The sequence below is a fragment of the Chitinophaga sp. RAB17 genome, assembly GCF_052114225.1.
In the GTDB taxonomy this organism is placed as follows: Bacteria; Bacteroidota; Bacteroidia; order Chitinophagales; family Chitinophagaceae; genus Chitinophaga.
This window is the reverse complement of sequence record NZ_JBFREI010000005.1, coordinates 100130-117986: the sequence shown is the minus strand read 5'-3', so window position 1 is coordinate 117986 and position 17857 is coordinate 100130. Positions and strand designations below refer to the sequence as shown.

At 42.3% G+C, this 17857-nt stretch carries 15 protein-coding genes; 9 read left to right on the top strand and 6 right to left on the bottom strand.

Annotation, left to right across the window (positions count from 1 at the left end; all coding sequences use genetic code 11):
- The first annotated feature begins 114 nt into the window (after positions 1-114).
- From AB4Z08_RS18320 to AB4Z08_RS18300, 5 genes are all read left to right on the top strand, one after another.
- Positions 115-2016 (top strand): hypothetical protein, encoded by a 1902-nt coding sequence (locus AB4Z08_RS18320; RefSeq protein ID WP_441575212.1) that lies wholly within the window; start codon positions 115-117, stop codon positions 2014-2016.
- 260 nt (positions 2017-2276) lie between these two features.
- Positions 2277-2492, top strand: a complete 216-nt coding sequence (locus AB4Z08_RS18315) for a hypothetical protein (protein ID WP_441575211.1) — start codon at positions 2277-2279, stop codon at positions 2490-2492.
- 103 nt (positions 2493-2595) lie between these two features.
- Positions 2596-5619, top strand: coding sequence for a SusC/RagA family TonB-linked outer membrane protein (locus AB4Z08_RS18310; RefSeq protein WP_441575210.1), 3024 nt, complete (start codon positions 2596-2598; stop codon positions 5617-5619).
- A 37-nt stretch (positions 5620-5656) separates the two neighbouring features.
- Positions 5657-7147 carry a RagB/SusD family nutrient uptake outer membrane protein gene (locus AB4Z08_RS18305; protein ID WP_441575209.1) on the top strand — a complete coding sequence of 497 codons (1491 nt, stop codon included), beginning with the start codon at positions 5657-5659 and terminating at the stop codon, positions 7145-7147.
- Positions 7148-7178: 31 nt separating this feature from the next.
- Positions 7179-7385 carry a hypothetical protein gene (locus AB4Z08_RS18300; RefSeq protein WP_441575208.1) on the top strand — a complete coding sequence of 69 codons (207 nt, stop codon included), beginning with the start codon at positions 7179-7181 and terminating at the stop codon, positions 7383-7385.
- Positions 7386-7389: 4 nt separating this feature from the next.
- On the opposite strand, the gene AB4Z08_RS18295 is transcribed toward AB4Z08_RS18300, so the two are convergent.
- The 3 genes from AB4Z08_RS18295 to AB4Z08_RS18285 are packed head-to-tail and all read right to left on the bottom strand — an operon-like array spanning position 7390 to position 9554.
- Positions 7390-7587, bottom strand: a complete 198-nt coding sequence (locus tag AB4Z08_RS18295; protein WP_441575475.1) for a hypothetical protein — start codon at positions 7585-7587, stop codon at positions 7390-7392.
- 53 nt (positions 7588-7640) lie between these two features.
- Entirely contained in the window at positions 7641-7961 is a 321-nt protein-coding gene (locus tag AB4Z08_RS18290) for a hypothetical protein (RefSeq protein WP_441575207.1), read from the bottom strand.
- Between the two features lie 39 nt (positions 7962-8000).
- Complete coding sequence (locus AB4Z08_RS18285) at positions 8001-9554, bottom strand: sialate O-acetylesterase (protein ID WP_441575206.1); 1554 nt, start codon at positions 9552-9554, stop codon at positions 8001-8003.
- An 860-nt stretch (positions 9555-10414) separates the two neighbouring features.
- Here AB4Z08_RS18285 and AB4Z08_RS18280 point away from each other — a divergent pair.
- The 4 genes from AB4Z08_RS18280 to AB4Z08_RS18265 all read left to right on the top strand — a co-directional run bounded on the left by AB4Z08_RS18280 (position 10415) and on the right by AB4Z08_RS18265 (position 15303).
- Positions 10415-11842, top strand: a complete 1428-nt coding sequence (locus tag AB4Z08_RS18280) for a M60 family metallopeptidase (RefSeq protein ID WP_441575205.1) — start codon at positions 10415-10417, stop codon at positions 11840-11842.
- A gap of 591 nt (positions 11843-12433) precedes the next feature.
- On the top strand, positions 12434-12970 hold the full coding sequence (locus AB4Z08_RS18275; protein ID WP_441575204.1) for a hypothetical protein: 537 nt from the start codon (positions 12434-12436) through the stop codon (positions 12968-12970).
- A gap of 306 nt (positions 12971-13276) precedes the next feature.
- On the top strand, positions 13277-14176 hold the full coding sequence (locus AB4Z08_RS18270) for an alpha/beta hydrolase (protein WP_441575203.1): 900 nt from the start codon (positions 13277-13279) through the stop codon (positions 14174-14176).
- A gap of 596 nt (positions 14177-14772) precedes the next feature.
- Positions 14773-15303, top strand: a complete 531-nt coding sequence (locus AB4Z08_RS18265; protein ID WP_441575202.1) for a dihydrofolate reductase family protein — start codon at positions 14773-14775, stop codon at positions 15301-15303.
- Positions 15304-15884: 581 nt separating this feature from the next.
- Here the strand turns inward: AB4Z08_RS18265 and AB4Z08_RS18260 are convergent.
- The 3 genes from AB4Z08_RS18260 to AB4Z08_RS18250 all read right to left on the bottom strand — a co-directional run bounded on the left by AB4Z08_RS18260 (position 15885) and on the right by AB4Z08_RS18250 (position 17853).
- Positions 15885-16625, bottom strand: a complete 741-nt coding sequence (locus AB4Z08_RS18260; protein ID WP_441575201.1) for a putative quinol monooxygenase — start codon at positions 16623-16625, stop codon at positions 15885-15887.
- Between the two features lie 18 nt (positions 16626-16643).
- Positions 16644-16904 (bottom strand): alcohol dehydrogenase catalytic domain-containing protein, encoded by a 261-nt coding sequence (locus tag AB4Z08_RS18255; protein ID WP_441575200.1) that lies wholly within the window; start codon positions 16902-16904, stop codon positions 16644-16646.
- Between the two features lie 97 nt (positions 16905-17001).
- Positions 17002-17853, bottom strand: coding sequence for an oxidoreductase (locus AB4Z08_RS18250; RefSeq protein WP_441575199.1), 852 nt, complete (start codon positions 17851-17853; stop codon positions 17002-17004).
- Between the last annotated feature and the right edge of the window lie 4 nt (positions 17854-17857).

Below are 17857 nucleotides of genomic sequence, written 5' to 3'. Positions count from 1 at the left end.
GGACAATGAATGTTTATGTACAGCGCAATTGCCGGATGCTATGAAAAATATTTATTGAAAATAATAAGATATAAAAAAGTGAGTAAAAGATATCGGATAATATGGCTTCTTTGTATGGTGCTATCGCAAACAGCGATAGCACAATCTGATGCCCTGAAAAGAACGCTTGTTAACCAGGCGGGATATAATACGGGAGAGTCCAAACGCCTGGTGGCATGGGGAATCCCGGACGGCACACCATTTACCATTGAAGGGGCAGTAACAGGACATCTTTTATACAAAGGGGTCATAAAAAATTATAGCGGTGATTTCACCGCATTCAATCCTGTTTATCCCGGTACCGAAGAATATGTGGCAAAGGTGAATGGGTTAAATCCTTCGGTGCCTTTCCAGGTAAAGCCATTTTTCCAGGAATTACTTTCTTCCAAATTGGCATACGAATTTTTTATAGATGTGCGCGGATCTACTGATCCTGAACATTCGGATGAAGCAAAAGTGTATGGCGGTGGCCCTTCCCGCGATGGAGGAGCCTTTACCCTTGAAGCGCCGTTCGAATTGTTGTTGTATGCATCTAATCCGGCACTTTTTGATAACTGGAAAAATGAAATGGGGAAAGATAGTGTTCCGGATTTGATAGCGCTTATTTTATGGCATGCAGAGTTTGCCTATTATCACCTGTCGTATAACGGCCCGGTAGCCACCCGGCATGGCTGGTTGGGTTATGATGGAACGCCAAAAATGAAATACGATTATTGGAATACCCTTGATCAGCTGGCAGCAGTATGTGCAGCGTATCATACTTTTCTGAAACCATATTTATCTGAAGAAAAATATCAACGTTACCGTCATGCCTGCCTTGAAAACTGGAAGGCTTACGACCGGCATAAAGAAGTTCGTTACTGGACTTACAGTACCAAGTGGGTGGATCCCGGTTACCAGGAATTTAACGAAATGGGTAATGCATTCGGGCAGTCTGTATTCCGTAACCTGTTCATGTATTTGTGTGAGCAGCAGGAGAAAGATGGAAAACCTGAACAGTTTCTGCATTGGGCACAGGAAGGGGCGGAAGATATTATTCGCAATTGGAACTTCAATAATCCAAGGCATATGTGGTGGATCAGGAATGCGGAGCATATTACCCCCCAGGCATTGGCGTTCTTTCTTTTAGTGGCGCCGGAAAAAGCACCGGCAGGTACAAGTGGAAAGCTGCAGGGTTGGTTGGATTTTATTCTGTCGAATAGCCGCAACCCCTGGGAGTACCGGGTACACAGTGATACAGAATGGGCGCATCCTAAAACAAAAGAACTGGGTGGTGCGCCGGCTCTTGGTGGAAGTATTTTTGCCGCCGCATATGTCCTTAATAAACCCGCTGCCAGGGAACAGGCATGGTCACAAATCAATTTCGTATTCGGCCTTAATCCGCTGGGTGCACATTTCAGTAATAAGAGCAGTGAACGATTAAATATTGATGGTTATTGGAAAGGGGTAGAGTATGGCTGGCCACAGGCGCATCCCAATGGATTTGGTAAGCTGGGACTTGTAAGAGGTACGCTGGATGGTACTCCGCTTGACGCTGATTTTCCACGCCTGCCTGGTCAGGTTAAAGAGATAACATCAAAAGATACCCTAACTGATAAGATAGGATCACACCCCTATGCCACAGAAGGCTGGGCTATTTCAAACCGGGGTTGGATGGCCACGCTCACTTTTTCATCCCTGCATGCGATTAACATACAATTTGTTGATGCCGCCGGCCGGCCGCTGAAAAGGGCGAAGAAAGGTGCAGCGATTTTTATTGAATTAAAAGCACCGCTCGATATTCACCCGGATATACCTGATTGGGGATGGGTGGAATTAAAGACAGATGAAGATAAGGTGAAGAGGATAGTGGTGAAAGAAACAGGCCCGGCTACCGGTGTATTTCGCACCGTTATGCCATTATCGTACGCCAAAAAATATATAGCAGGATATGGATACTGGGGCTTTAGAAAAACAGCGGTATTGAAAGTACCCTGAAACAATAATAGATAATGATTAAAAAAAACCTTAGTTCGGCTTTATAAAGTGCCCCATAGTACGTTTCATTTTTTATAGTTTTCAATTGACTGGCGGTAACAGACTGCTATGCTGGCGTAGCCTTGCCCTTACTTTTTGAATGATCAGGTACTTAATCCCCGTATCTGACAAGTGTTTTTTATAAAACATTCGTTGTCTGGAAACCATGTAGAAGCTGAATAAAGTTTCTATTTATTCTTTAACAATTTTAAAAAAATGTTATGCAACATGGTTTATCTGTCATGTCATTGCGACCAGCTACAATGCGACCCGGCTCGCCTTTATCTGCGCTGCATCCACCTCTTAAAACGCTGCGTACTTCCTTCGCGGTGTCCGCTCCCGTTACCACCATTGCCGACAAGCAGGGCAGCCTGATGCAGGTAACAAATGATGGAAAAACGAAAGTGCAAAAAATTGTAAAACTGGATAAGCAGTGATTACTATTCAGGATATTTCCGGATTCCAACAGGGTCCGGGAACATCCTGAATAGTTACTGCAGCAAAATTAAACGTCATGTTTAGCAAACAAAAAACAGCAGAATGAAATACCTACATCAATTAATTTTTTTGTTGTGCCTCGGAGTTACACTGTTTCCCTGTAGAGGAAAGGCACAGGTGGTGATCCACAGCATTTCGGGTAAGGTAATAGCGGAAGATGGCAGCCCTTTACCCGGTGTCAGTATCCAGCCAAAGAATGCTCCCGGCGCCACCATTACTGATGCCAGTGGGAATTTTAGCATCAGGGATATTTCAGTGGGTGCTGTGCTTCGTTTTACTTTTCAGGGATATGATCCTGTGCAGATGAAAGTGGATGAGCGCACCATGTATCAGGTAACGCTTAAAACTGATACCAAACAACTGGGAGAAGTGAGGGTGGTAGGCTACGGTACCCAGCGTAAAGCGGCTACTACCGGTTCTATTGCATCTATCAAAGCGGCAGATATCGCGCAAACGCCCATCGCCAATGTGGCGCAGGGTCTTGCTGCCCGCGTACCTGGTGTACAGATTACGCAAAATAATGCCGCCCCCGGTGGTAGTATCAGTGTGCGTATCCGTGGCACAAATTCTATTAACGGATCTTCGGAGCCACTGTTTATTATAGATGGCATTCAGATCGCAAATGGTGGCGGCCTTACGGATGTCAGCCCCTTATCGACCATTAATCCGTCCGACATCGAATCCGTAGATATCCTGAAAGATGCATCTGCCACTGCCATTTACGGCGCGCGGGCTGCTAATGGCGTTGTACTCATTACCACCAAGCGGGGAAAAGCAGGTGTTACCAAAGTGCAGGCAGACGTATATTATGGTATCCAGCAAGTAACAAAAACGCTCAAAATGCTGGATGCGACGGGATTTGCCAAATTGGAGAATGAGGTATATCACAGTAATATTTATCCGAACCCGGATTCATTGGGTAAGGGCACGGATTGGCAGGATGTGGTACTGCGTCAGGCTCCTATTCAAAGTTACCAGGTGGCAGTAAGCGGAGGGGCCGAGAAAACGGTTTTCTCTCTTTCCGCCAACTATTTCAAACAAGAAGGCATTGTGATCAATTCTGATTTGAGCCGTGTTTCACTTCGGGCCACCCTCGATCACAACATAAGTAAGGCTGTTAAGACCGGCGTTAGTATACTCACCAGCTATACCGACAATAACGCGATTGCCGCCAATACCAATCCGACAGACGGCACCACTGTGACCAGTGGCATTTTGGGTGCAGCGCTCAGTGCACCACCGACACTGGTACCTTACAGAGAAGATGGAAGCATTTATCCTATCAGCGACCAGTTTAATAGCCGCTACCGGGAAGTTCCCAGTCCGGTTGGAATGGCAGCAAAACTTAACCGTCGCAATATCCGCCGCTCGCTGATCAATGTATATGTGGAAGCTAAGTTGCTGAAAGATCTTACTTATAAATCCAATTTTAATGTGGATCTGTCTTCTCAGCTCAATGATTCTTATTCACCACTTTCTATTTTGGGAAAGCCGGAGATAAATCCCAATTCGGGCAGCGCCGGTAAGACCAATATCAACACCTTTAACTGGTTGCACGAAAGTATTCTCACCTATAACAAGGATTTTGGTATACATAACCTGAAATTTACCGGTGTATGGGCTACGCAGGCTAACAATTATAACGATAATAGTATTACGGCAAATGGTTTCCCTAATGATGCTACTACTAATGAGGCGATTCAGCTATCGTTGAACCGTACCGTGAGTAGTAACCGGACCAAAGAGGCACTCAATTCTTATATGGGCCGTGTTAACTATGGTCTGGCGAATAAATACTTCCTCGATCTTACCGCACGGTATGATGGTGCATCGAAGTTTGGCGCCAATAATAAATGGGGATTCTTTCCCGCAGTAGGGATGGCGTGGCGAATAATAGAAGAACCTTTTATAAAAAATAGCAAATGGATCAGCGACCTTAAACTGCGGGCCACCTATGGCGCTACCGGTAATGCCGCCGCCATAGGGCCTTACCAGTCACTCGCGTTGGAAGGCCCCGGCAGTAATTATCAGTTCAATCATCTGTATGCTATTGGTATCAGCCCAACTGGTATTCCCAACAAGGATTTGCGCTGGGAAAAATCCACGCAGGCCATGGTAGGTGTGGACTTCGGTATTTTGCAGGACCGGATCAATTTTGTAGTGGAAGCCTACAATAAGGAAACCCGGGACCTCCTTTTTATGCGTAATTTGCCGCTTTCCTCAGGTTATGCTTCTATCAACGGCAACTTTGCCAGCATACGTAACAAAGGGCTCGAAATATCTGCTGATGCGAAGATATTAACCGGTAAACTGAAATGGAATGCGAATGCCAATATCTCTTTTAACCGCAACAAACTTTTAAGTCTGCAGGGAAATACCAATGAGTATGTGTTGAATCCCTTTAGTGTGTTAAGAGTAGGGGAGCCGCTTGGGATATTTAAAACGTATGTTTTCGATGGCATTTATCAAACTGGTGAAACTATATTGCCAGGTAGTGGTAGCCGCACGGGAGGAGTAAAAGTAAAGGATCTGAATAATGATAAGCAGATTACCGGCGACGATCAGCGTGTTACCGGTCAGGCCAATCCCCGATACACGATTGGTTTTTCTTCCAATCTGCGGTACGGCTCATGGGATCTCAGTTTCTTTCTTGCCGCGGTGCAGGGCAACCAGATTTTTAACCTCAGTCGCTACTCCTTCGAAAATGCACCGGGAGGCAAAAATGTATTAGCAGGTATGGCCAACCGCTGGTCGCCCGATAATCCTAATAATGAATATCCCAGTGGTTTTCAGGGAGGCCGTACACCGGTTTCTGATCGCTTTGTGGAAGATGGCTCCTATGTGCGGTTAAAAAATATCAGCCTGGGTTATAAACTGCCAAAGATAAAGGGTATTACAAACGGCAGGGTATACATCAGTGCTAATAATCTCTTTACTATTACCCGTTATAGCGGATACGATCCGGAAGTCAATTCGTTTGGTGGGTCCAATACCGTCATTGGAGTAGACAATATTGTTTATCCGGCTGCGAAGTCGCTGATAATAGGATTACAATTAGGATTGTAAATTTTTTTCCAATACGCGAAAATAAAATTTGTCAGACATGAGATACTTTGCCAAAATTATGTTTGGGGTGGGTGTTGCTCACCTGTTGTTAATGCATACCGCATGCAACAAGCTCACCGAAGCACCGTATTCCTCCATCTTTACCGATGGATTCTATAAAACTGCTGCCGATGCGGAAGGAGCTATTACCGCTGCCTATGGCCCTTTGGCAGATCTTTACAATTTGGCGGGCACTGGCGCCAGTGATCTAAGTGCGGATCAGATATATCCCCGTCCGGTAGTTGGGCGGGATACTTACACCTTATTCAGTTACGATCCCAATTATACTACCCAGAAGAGTTTTGCACGCGTATTTGAGTCGCCCCAGCGTATATGGCAGGCATGTTATACGGGAATAGAAAATGCCAATTGGGTAATTTATAAGGTGCCGACTACTACAATGGATCCTGTACGCAAGGATATTATATTGGGAGAAGCTTTTTTTCTACGTGCTTTTTATCACTGGACGCTCGCCAAGAACTTTCGTGATGTAGTGATCAAGGTATCGCCCAGCATAAATATTGATTCAGCGATTGTTGCTAAAAGCCCTGAAGCAGATGTGTACAGGCAGGTGTTTGCCGATCTGGATCAGGCGATACTCAAATTACCGACGTATACTGTTGCTATCCAGAAAGGCCGTCCATCCCGGGAAGTGGCGATGGCGCTTTATGCCAAAGCAGCCTTATACAATGGCAAATGGGACATTGCGTTGGAAAAGGCAGCAGCGGTGATTGCATCCGGCAAATACGCTTTAATGTCCGACGTAACGGACGTATACAATGTGGCGAAAGAAGACCTGGCCCGCCAGGAAAATATGTGGGCATTGGAATGCGAAAGCGCGGTACCTGGTTTTGGCGCGCAGCTGAATAGTTTGTACGGACCGAAGAATAGCGACGCCCCTGCCTATGGGGCAGCTACCTATGGTTCTCTTTTTGTGTATCAGTCTTTTTTTGATTCTTTTAGTCCGGCTGATAAAAGAAGAAAGCTGCTTGATACCAGTTATATCAATAAGCTCGGGCAGGTAGTGCAACAGAAAGATATTACTCCTATCACGAAGAAAGGCGTATTACTGAAAAAGTACATGGATCCCGTGCCACCGGGTAATGCTTCAAATGTACCCATCTTCCGGTTGCCGGATATGTACCTTATTGCGGCGGAAGCAACAGCAAGAATCAGTGGCGCTACTGCGGCTGCCTATAACTTTATTAAAGTGGTGAGGGACCGCGCCGGGTTGCCGGAACTCACTTCCGGTCTTGGCCAGCAGCCATTTATTGATTCGGTATTGCGTGAGCGAAGCTGGGAATTCTTTGGAGAAGGTGATCGTTGGTATGATCTTACCCGTACCAATACATTTATGCAGGTAATTCCCCAGGCTGTAAATGATGTTTACCCGGTACGTAGTCCGCAAACCCGCAACCGGTATTTTCCTATTCCACTTGATGAGGTCAACGCCAATTCCAAACTAACGCAAAATCCGGAATGGAAATGAGTCGCATACCAAATAAATAGAAAAGGTAACTATGAAAAACAGGTTCGATAGTCAAAGCCGAAAAGACAATTGGATGGCGGCAATCATTTTGATAGCCGCCCTCCTGGGTGATGTGTTATTAGGTTTATTTGTACAGCATCTGGGTCCCCCCTATACGGAAATAATTATGGTGGGTTATACAATTTTAATTGTACTGGCTGCAATAGCCTGGCTGTTATCCAGGGGAAGGGATATTTAAATATTCAGGCGAGTATACTCACTCCGTTTGACATGTGAATAGAATAAAGAGTGGAACTGAATCCAAATTTTTGGAGGTAGTTTGTTTCCAACTGTTCAATAAATGGAAGGGCAAAAGGCTTTTTAACAAGACAGAGAACACTACCTCCAAAACCTTCTCCGATCATTTTAGCGCCGAGCGCGCCGGGTTGCTGTAGCGTCAGTATTTCAAGTGCCCCCTGTTATGAACTGCAAATATAGCATCGGGCCTTTTTTTCTATTGCCAGTATATTATCCAGGATGGTAAGTGTAGTTTTGCGATCGAAATTTCGATAATAGATACGCTCCGTATAATGTTTATTCCTGCGCTGGCTGCGCCTGCCAGGCAACCTTCCACCCTCAGGTTACTCATTTTCAGGTGGGCCCGCCCGCCAATGATGGCGATTTCCCGACAGCCTACCTGCGCCAGGTGCCGACCAATAGCGAAGCCGCCGGGAAAATGATCGTTTTCTACCCGATGTATATCAAAATTGTTTTGCGACCGGTCGATCAATATAAGCGGGATGCCTTTGTTGATTACTTTTTCTATATGAGACAATGCCAAAACGTTTTATCATTCCATTGCGCCATCAAAGTATTACCAATCATCGGTTCTGAATGGACTTGCAGGCATATCAAACGCATCGAAGAGGCTTACGTCAGGAAATCCCGCCCATGCATATCTTACGGCTACAGGCCGGGGAACATCAGGAGAGAAGACTTCAACGGTTGTTCCATTTATCAGGGCCTCTGCAGGATAGAATTTTCTATCTTCACCCGCAATGACAAAACCCTTTGCTTCCTGCCCCGATAAGAACTTCATTGATCCGTTGATATGAGTAAATTTCACAATTATCTTTTTACCATCAACTTTAAAATCATCAAACAGGGGCCCACATCCTGATGTATGTTCACCGTATATTATGTGTTGCGTTTCCTTAAAAAGGCGGTCCGCTACAATAGCTTTATCCGGTGGATGGATATTCCGCCTATCGCCGGTATTGATTGTCACAACCATTCCGGTATGATGTGTTGCTTTAAGAGTAACCAGCTGAGATTCACGTACTAATGCCCAATTATCATTCATGGTAATACTACCGAATGCCGGAAGTTGAACGAATATAAAAGGTAGATTTGAATCACCGCTTTCTGCTCTCCATGACGAAATTAAAACAGGTAATAACTTTCTGTAATTAAAGGCGCGTGCAACGTTATGTTCCCCTTGATACCAAAGTATCGCTGTTTTCGTATACTTAATTACAGGGGCAATAACACCATTCCAATCAGCAGCAGGATAAGCTCCATTTAAAGGGTTTCGAGCTTTTGGTTTCGGAGGAGGGACTTGTCCTACTGCTGTAACATCCCGCACTTCTTTCTCCCACTTTTGTAATATATCCTCCCACTGTTTTTTCATCATTTCCGGGTTAGATAGTTTAATGACTTCATCATAATAGTTTTTACCGCATTCTACGGATAGCAAAGCTTCAAGCGGCATCTTCGCTTCGATAGGCCCTCCGGCATTGGACGAGCGTATTATACCTATCGGAACTTTTAAGTACCTGTACATTGAGCGGGAGAAATAAAAGGCTATTGCTGAGTAAGTCAAATTCCTATCCGGGCTTAAGGATTGCCATTGTCCGGAAACATCCTTTTCGGGCTGGACTGCAAATGTTGCATTAGGTGTTTGGAATATGCGTACCATAGGGAGTGTGGTTTGTTCCGCGTCGGTTTGGGCATTGGGATTACCAAACCTTTTGCATGCATCCAAAGACATGGCCATATTGGACTGGCCGGAACACAAGAAAACCTCGCCAACTAAAATATCGTGGATCTCAATTTGATTTTCCTTTCCCTTTACAATTAACTGAAGTGGGCTGCCCACTTTTAAGGGATCAAGTTTTATAGTCCAATTACCAGCGGTATCAGTTATAGCGGTTTTGAACTGGCCAGCTATCCGCAGTGATATCGGCTCCCCGGGATTGCCAAAGCCCCATATAAGCACCGGTTTGTTGCGCTGTAATACCATTCCATCAGAAAATATAGCAGGTAGTTTTACATCAGCCTTTGCATATTGACCATACATCGCCGTCACTAAGAAAATAAAAAACGGAAAAAGATATTTCGACATTCGAGAAGATATGTATTGATACATATTGGTTGTTTTATAGCGTATATTAAATATGGACATCTGATTTTATAGGGAAATTTAATTACCATGGTAACCGTATTCCGGTTTCTTTTTTAGTAGTTTGACGGTCAAATCATTTTGGTCCCATAGTGCTCATTGTTGGTGCTGAACTGTTCCGGTTTTGTCATTTACTAATTGCGACGTGGCGGTTCTCTGTTCAGGTGCCTGGTGTCGGAATAACTTTATTCATAAACTGACCTTCGACCTCAAGTGCAGGAACGACGGGCCGTGGAATATTTGCAATCTCATATTTTTTCGGTTTTTATATCATTGCGGGAGTGAAGATACAGTGTTATTTTCCTCTTCGCATAGTAAAAGTTGCCAATTTTCATTTGGAACCACTCCTCAAAAACGGGAACGGTTCCAAATGGAAAATTGGCAGATAAGCAGATTTTCTTTAAGGGCATTAATGTTGGATAAGTTAACCAAACTACTTACGACCAGGCGTATCGGGACTTATTTGTTTTAGGTTGTCTCGCGTGGCTGAGGTTTTTCTGACTATTCTAATATCAGACCTGAGGATATCCGTGACGGTAGGCTTTATAAGAAACAAGGGAATGTTGGGTGATGGAAGATCACCATCTATCAGACCTGCATTCTGCTCCTGGATACCAATTTGGAAGAAACTTAAAATAAATAAGATATTGCAGCTTAACTGATGTCCACTTTATCTCTGCAATTTCAGAGATGTACAGAAATAAGATTTTCATGAAAACAACGCAAACGTTTGTGTGCGGTTATAACAAAAAGGTTAGTTATTTTTATTTTCACCATCTTATTGAAAAAGGAGCATTAACCATATCATCACATAATCCATCGAGTTTATGATTTTTAAATTTGGAAAGAAGCAGCTTAACAACTTTCTGATCTTACCGGTTTTTTTCATGGCAATGCTGATGTCTTGTAAAAAGGATTCAACAAATCCGGCGCCTGCCAATCAACCATCAGGGACAAGTCAAAGTAACAATACTGTTTTTGACGTAAATGAAACGATTGCTGCTGAAACAGATCGTAATCGTTTAACTGATAATTTTAGACTAACAGACTTTACACCCACAGGTTTATACCTGGTGCCAGGTGGCACTTTAAATGTTAAAGTAGAGCAGGTTTCAGGCGCGCGTTTACCGATATTAATTGTAGGTACTTATTCAAGATACAGGGGCTGGAATGATCAACCAGCCACAGTACAGTTGAAAGCAGGCGACAATGTGATTAATGATGCCAGTTTGAAAGGATATGGTGGTTTACTATGGATACGTTATACCAATGATGCAGCGGACTCAAAGGCAAAAGTGACCTTTGTTTCCGGCTTTAAATCCGTTCCGTATTTTATTGCCGGTAAAACAACAAACGCACAGTGGAAAACAATGTTATCTTCAATGACTGATGTGCCGGATGTTTTATTAGCTGGAGATAGAAACTACATTGTAGTTGACAGATTAAATGCCATTAAATATCAGGACCAGGATCAGGAAGCGCTATTAAAAAAACTGGCAGAGGTCATTAAGATAGAAGATGATTTAAGTGGATTGGATGGCTCATCAGACAGAGACCAACCAAGTATTTATAAATACTTGCTAACCCAGCATGAAGATCCCGGATATTACTTCTTTGCATACGATTATCGTACCGCTTATATCGGATCTTCTATCAGTGCCATTCTTACAAATCAGGCTGTAGGTATTGATGGTTGGGGTGTATGGCATGAATTAGGGCATCAGCACCAGCAGGTTTGGACATGGTCTGCAATTACGGAGGTGACTGTAAATACATTTAGCTTAACGGTACAACGGACTTTTTTAGCTGGTCAGCCAACCAGGCTTACTAAAGATGGGGTTTGGGCAAAGGCAAAGACCTATCTGGCCAATCCTGATGCAGATAAAGATTTTAATGCTTCTACTAGTGGCAAAGATGCTGCCGGGAAAGATATTTACGTATATAAAACACCACTGACAGATGTTTTTGTACGTTTGTGTATGTTTGATCAGCTATACCTTAAATATGGTGCTAAATTTTGGCCTTCTTTCTACAAGCAAACACGATTGGATAGACCCGCTTTAAATACCACAGATTTAAAAATGGAGTATTTTATGATGAACGCCTGCAAAGTATCAGGTAATGATTTAAGTGATTTCTTTAAAAAGTGGGGGTTGAAATTATCCAACCAGGCAGCTACTGATGCTGTATTTGCAAAAATAGCCGGATTAAACTTGCCGCATCCGGGTAGTGACCTGACTTTAATCCAGGAATAAACCTGGCTTAAAGTTGTTAAATGGAAATTCCATGTATTTAAGGATCACAATTACTAACCATAACGGTTACCCGTAATCAGGTCGGCATCACGGTTAGCAATATCGGCTCACCATTATCACACACTAAATCTACCAACAATTACGAAGATACACCGTGCTCCCAGGGGGATCACAACAAGATTGTCAAAGGAAATTGAAGCCGCTTGAATCGTAGGATTTACGCGGCTTTTCTGTTTTTGGGCTACAAAGGTTTATCATTCAAAATGAAGGTGAATGGTAACATAAAATGTTACACCAGCCATACTTAAGTTTAGTGTAACCTTTCTCTCTGTAATGGCTCACTGATCAGGGTTTTATGGCTTAGAACCAAAACAATTAACACCAACAACATCAAAGGCGTTAACCTAAAACCACAAAGAACATGAAAGTCGATCAGGAATTATCAATTTCATTCTGGTTAAGGAAGGACAACAAGAACCCCGCCTGCGCCTTTTAGCTTTTCTTCCTATCTTTAGAAAGAAATTTAATAAAGCAAAGAAAGCCTAACAGGGAAATAATTTTAGCTTAAACCATTTTGTAGAATAGATCATTATGAAAATATATTTAATTTCCTGCTTGCTTTTTTTTTGCATGTCCTGTAATCGGGCCCTGCTTGTTCCTCAAAAGGATGTAATCCGCAATCAAAAAGGGTATATCGTTTTTTATTATCAGGGTGAGGAGGCATTATTTTTCCCYTGGAAGGACACTATTGATAATAAGTTTTTAGCGAAGAATCATTCAGATGGTTACAAACTAAATAATGGAGAGGAAGACCTTGAGTATTTAAAGGAGCTGGCAATAGATCAGACAATTACAAAAAATATATTACAGAATGGGCAGTCAATACAAGTGGATGAATCGATAAAGCTGATCCCTGTGAATATTAGATATTTCTGGGGCGAGGGGTGGCGGTTGAAAAAAATAACAAAGAACTGGCAAGAAGTGAATATAAAGTACACATTCTTAAATAAAGATATCGATCTTATATACAAGATATATCATGACAGACAAATAATGTCAATTACGCCAACGAGGAAAAGCGATATAGTAAGAATTAAAGAAGTGGAGCCAACGAATCTTAGGAATTAGGCTATAGCATAAGTAGCCAGTCCGATACCGGCTGACAAATGATTAGCAAAGTGATTACCAGCAGCAGTTTTTATGACTGCTTCCGGTATATATGTGAAGATAAAGGTAGGGTAGTTGTATTGGATGCTGCTGTTGCCACCAGCCCCGGAAGTGATACCAAAAACTGATTTGGTATATGAGCATAAGCAATTTTGTTGCCTGGACTCATAATGGTGTTTTTTTCGACATTTTCGAATTAATATTATTTACGTCAATTGGGATATTGTCAACGTAATGGCTACTTTTACATCTTTATTTCACCACTGTATGATAAGCAAGCTCCTAAAATTCACCACCTTTATATCCATGCTTTGGTTACAACAAGCCACGGCGCAGCAAATCCCCATTTACGAAGGCCCTGTGCCCAACGCCCGCAAGGCCCCGGCAGATTACCTGGAACAAACAGATGCCGATAATAGTGTAACCCGGATCACCCAACCGGCACTCATTCCTTTTTTTCCCCCGAAAGGAATGGCTACCGGTACCGCTATACTTATCTTTCCCGGAGGAGGTTACCGCCTCTTATCGCTCCCTTCCTGCGAAGAGATTGCCAAGGCATTGAATGAAAAAGGGATTACCGCTTTTATTGTAAAGTATCGATTGCCCAATGATACCATCATGATCAATAAATCTATTGGTCCCTTGCAGGATGCACAGGCAGCCATCAGGGTGGTGCGTAAAAACGCTGCTGCATGGGGCATTAACCCTGCCAAAGTAGGTATGATGGGACTTTCAGCAGGTGGACACCTGGTATCGATGGAAGGCACACAGGCAAACAGGATCGTGATTGATAACAAAGAAAACATAAATCTCCGGCCGGATTTCATGGCGTTGCTATACCCCGTCATCATTTATGACCCGGCTATTCCGCGAACCCGCGAAAACCTCATTGGCAAAGATCCATCGCCGGAATTATTGCACCTGTACGGCACCGACAAACATGTTACCGCTACTACCCCACCTACCTTTATGGTACACGCTGCGGATGATGACGTCATTCCTGTCAAAAACACCCTTTCGTTTTTTAATGCCCTGTTACAAAATCATGTGAAAGCGGAAATGCATATCCTGCAATCAGGCGGACATGGCTTTGCATTGACTGATTCAAACAGCAAGGACCATTGGTTTAAGATGTTCAACAGTTGGCTGACCGAAAATGGATTTTGAGCTTCTTTAATTTAGTTTTGAGGATTTTGAGTTTCGGTATTTTCTGTATACTTTTTACACGCAATTAGTATGGAAATACCTAATAGTACAAACCGGTTTTTTTCATTTTTAGGGTTTTAAGGTAAAATGTTGGGATTAGGGATAGATAGTCTATGGATATGATTAACTGTCGGATGGATCAAATTGAAAAGTTGGGTGGATAGAGTTTAGTTAATCTGTAAAGAAAAAATTCTACCTCCACAGCACCCCGGGGTGGAAGGGCGGTGGGGCGACAGTAATTCTATTTAGCGGGAGATTATAACTGCCCAACATTTGTACCTGATCAGGGTGAGCCTCCGATGAATTACCCATTGTTGTCCATGGTAAAGTGCGGATACCGTGCAAAAAACTCTTTTTTACGAGCCTCCAGCCATTCCTCTATACCTAAGTTGCGGGCATTTTCAATCAACTCCTTATATGCATCTCGTGTGCTTTCTTCTGAAGGAAGTGCGGCAAGCAAAAACGACCATACTACCTGTCGCAAATAGCGCTTAAAATGTCGCAATAGCCTACCTGGGTTATAAGATGACCTAATTACTTTTGTAAAAACCAATAAAATGAGAAAGATAAAATTACAAATGAACATTTTACTTGACAATAAATGGGACAGTGGAATGTCAGACTTTAGTATTGACAATCTCGCCAATGTGGATTGCATTCTGCATGGCAGAAAAACTGGGGAAGGATTTATTCCATATTGGACTGAAGTGGCAAACAATCCCAACGATGATGAGCACAAACTTGGAAGACGGTTTGCAGAAATTCCAAATGCCATTTTTTCAAATACCCTCAAGGACAGCAAGTGGGACAATACAATCATTATAAATGGCAATTTAGCAGAGGCAATAAAAGCGCTGAAAAATAAAGATGGGAAAGACATCATTGTATATGGTGGCGATTCATTTGTATCATCATTAATACAACATGATTTAATCGATGAGTATTATGTGCTTGCAAACCCTGCTGCATTAGGAAACGGACAACAAACCTTCAATCCTTTAAAAAACGAATTGGCGTTAAAACTTGTAGAATGTAGAGCGTTTGCCTGCGGTGCAGTTTTAGTATATTACTCAAGACAGCAATACTAACGTCCTATTTCCCAGGCTGTAAATGAATCATTTTAGTTAATTTCTCTTTATATGCCTCATCACTTATTTCTGAGTTGGTATTGGGTGACAAATTATCTTTTTGGCACGTTGCAAGGCAGAATAGGATGGCTATTGGAGTAAACTTGTTCATGATAAATTAGATGTCAAGGTTATGAAATTGAGGTTGGCCTTATTGGATTTTATCATACATTTCCTTTAAAGAAACATTTTCTTTAATTACTGTGCCGGGAGAAATTGTGAATAGGGAATCTGGCAATTCTTCATGTGTTACTTGCTTAATATGAAACAAAGAAAACCCTTTGATCGGTAGACCATTCGCACCTGTACCTGGAGTAGTCACGTATATCAGGGTGTTCCCTATTACTTCATAGGCTCATGCTACCTCTAATGAGGCTGTCGACCATGTGCGTCCTTTAGTTCAGCATTAACTTAAAACAAATAATGTGGTTATAATTATTTTGTACCTATTCATTTTTATAATTTTTAAATTAAAATAAGAGCTGGTTCGCATTTGAGCATTCCAGCTCTCTTATAAAACAAGCTATTCTACTGCGCTTGTACTATTTATCAGCCCTTTTAGAGTAGCCAATTTCAGTTATGAAATTCAAATACTCTTCGACTGGTTTTTCAAGAGTAGCTTTGAACATTTCAAATAATTCCTTAGTGTAAGGCTGTGCAAAATGGAAATCAAGTGCGGCTTGGTTTCTCCATCTTTCATACAATACAAACTTTGTATTATCGCCGGGTAGGGTGTGAAAGAAAAATTCAACGTTCCCTGATTCGGGCCTACTGTTTACAATTGACTTTTCGAATTGCTTGATAAAAGTGTTCTGCATCCCATCTTTTACCTTGAAAATAACAACGAGGTCAACTGGCGCATCTGTTGAAAGAGGATTCTTTAATTCGTTTTTCGGCAATGGCGAAATATCATTGAGATAAAGTATTTCCATTGGTGTTGTTAAGGCTGTCTTGTTCAATTCCAACACATCTTTAGTATATTTTTTTGTAAAATGCTCATCCAAATATTTTTTGTTAACCCATCTTTCAAATAGATAAAAGGTGTTTGGTTTATCCTTGTGCTCATATAGCTCCATTGATATATTTCCTTTTTCATTTGCAGCCCCTTTTCTATCAGCAATAAGTGCATTTTTAAAAGCTTCCCTCTGGTCAGCGTTAACATTAAAAGTAACAAGCATTGTTACCCTTTCTTCGCTTTTATTTTGAGCTGAGGCGACACTAACAATTGATATGAACGCAAATACAATGCGTGTGATTTTACTTAGATAATTAATCCGTTTCATTTTTTTAGATTTTGTGAATTATTGTAATAATGATGACGCTCTTAAAGAGTGGACATATTCGCCGACTTTAACTACGCTGCCTACAATTTTATGTCCGGGAACCATTGGAAATATCCCTGGAAACCAATCATCTTTTATCTGGTGTAGATCGGAATGACAAACACCACAAAAAAAGGTGTCGAATTGTACATCGTGTGGCCCTACATCCCTTCGTTCAAAGTTCCAGGGAGCTAAGTTTGTTACGGCACTTTGTGCCGCATATCCTTTTACTGGTATCATTTTAAGATGTTTATTAAGATTGTTGAGAAGAAACTCCTGTCTTTATTAAGAAGGGATAGGGTATTAACTATTAAAGACAATTTCTGCGGAAATGCTTTTATTGAGCGACAACATCATCATGGTCTGTTCCTGTGATGACTTCGTGCCAAGCGTCGATATCAGCATTAAACCTGTCCATCTTTTCCTTAAAGAGTTGGAGCGTATCTTTTCCTAATGGAAGGTGTACAGGTGGTTTTTCGGCGTCGGCGATTTTAAGAATTGCCTGAGCAAGCTTTACAGCACTACCTGGCTGCTTTTGGTTGACCTGTGTAGCATAACTACGCATATCGCCAACAGTTACACCATAGTCTTCAATAACATTCTTTGCTCTTGTAAGCGAAGATTGATCAAGAAAATCCGTGCGGAAGAAGCCTGGTTCTACTGCTGTTACGTAGATATTAAGCGGAGCAAGTTCAGCAGCCATCGCTTCGGTGATACATTCTACTGCAAACTTAGTAGAGCCATATAGCCCCCATCCGATAATCCCGGTCAATCCCCCTACAGAAGAAAGATTAATAACATGACCACTACGCTCTTTGCGCATATAAGGCAATACGGCACGGGTAACATTCAGCAACCCGAAAACATTGGCCTCATAATTGGCCTTAACCTCGGCATCGCTTGCTTCTTCTACTGCACTTAATAAACCAAATCCGGCATTATTGACCAATATATCTATATGCCCAAATTTTTCAGTAGCTTGGGCGGCAATGTCCTTTCCTTGTTGTTCATTTGTAACATCCAGAATAGCAACAAGGAGATTTTCATTGTTGAATTGAGCCTGTAATTTCTCCGGATTGCTACGTACTGTTGCTACTACTTTGTCACCTGCTATGAGAGCGGCTTTAACAATTTCCAACCCGAATCCACGGGATGCGCCGGTAATTAACCATACTTTTTGCCTGTTCATTTTA

What these genes read in the sequence shown, in the direction of transcription:
- AB4Z08_RS18310 (WP_441575210.1), top strand. Translation starts at nt 2,596, where the DNA reads ATGAAATACCTACATCAATTAATTTTTTTGTTGTGCCTCGGAGTTACA.
- AB4Z08_RS18300 (WP_441575208.1), top strand. Translation starts at nt 7,179, where the DNA reads ATGAAAAACAGGTTCGATAGTCAAAGCCGAAAAGACAATTGGATGGCG.
- AB4Z08_RS18285 (WP_441575206.1), bottom strand. Translation starts at nt 9,554, where the DNA reads ATGTATCAATACATATCTTCTCGAATGTCGAAATATCTTTTTCCGTTT.
- AB4Z08_RS18305 (WP_441575209.1), top strand. Translation starts at nt 5,657, where the DNA reads ATGAGATACTTTGCCAAAATTATGTTTGGGGTGGGTGTTGCTCACCTG.
- AB4Z08_RS18270 (WP_441575203.1), top strand. Translation starts at nt 13,277, where the DNA reads ATGATAAGCAAGCTCCTAAAATTCACCACCTTTATATCCATGCTTTGG.
- AB4Z08_RS18280 (WP_441575205.1), top strand. Translation starts at nt 10,415, where the DNA reads ATGATTTTTAAATTTGGAAAGAAGCAGCTTAACAACTTTCTGATCTTA.
- AB4Z08_RS18320 (WP_441575212.1), top strand. Translation starts at nt 115, where the DNA reads ATGGTGCTATCGCAAACAGCGATAGCACAATCTGATGCCCTGAAAAGA.
- AB4Z08_RS18265 (WP_441575202.1), top strand. Translation starts at nt 14,773, where the DNA reads ATGAGAAAGATAAAATTACAAATGAACATTTTACTTGACAATAAATGG.
- AB4Z08_RS18260 (WP_441575201.1), bottom strand. Translation starts at nt 16,625, where the DNA reads ATGAAACGGATTAATTATCTAAGTAAAATCACACGCATTGTATTTGCG.
- AB4Z08_RS18255 (WP_441575200.1), bottom strand. Translation starts at nt 16,904, where the DNA reads ATGATACCAGTAAAAGGATATGCGGCACAAAGTGCCGTAACAAACTTA.
- AB4Z08_RS18250 (WP_441575199.1), bottom strand. Translation starts at nt 17,853, where the DNA reads ATGAACAGGCAAAAAGTATGGTTAATTACCGGCGCATCCCGTGGATTC.
- AB4Z08_RS18315 (WP_441575211.1), top strand. Translation starts at nt 2,277, where the DNA reads ATGCAACATGGTTTATCTGTCATGTCATTGCGACCAGCTACAATGCGA.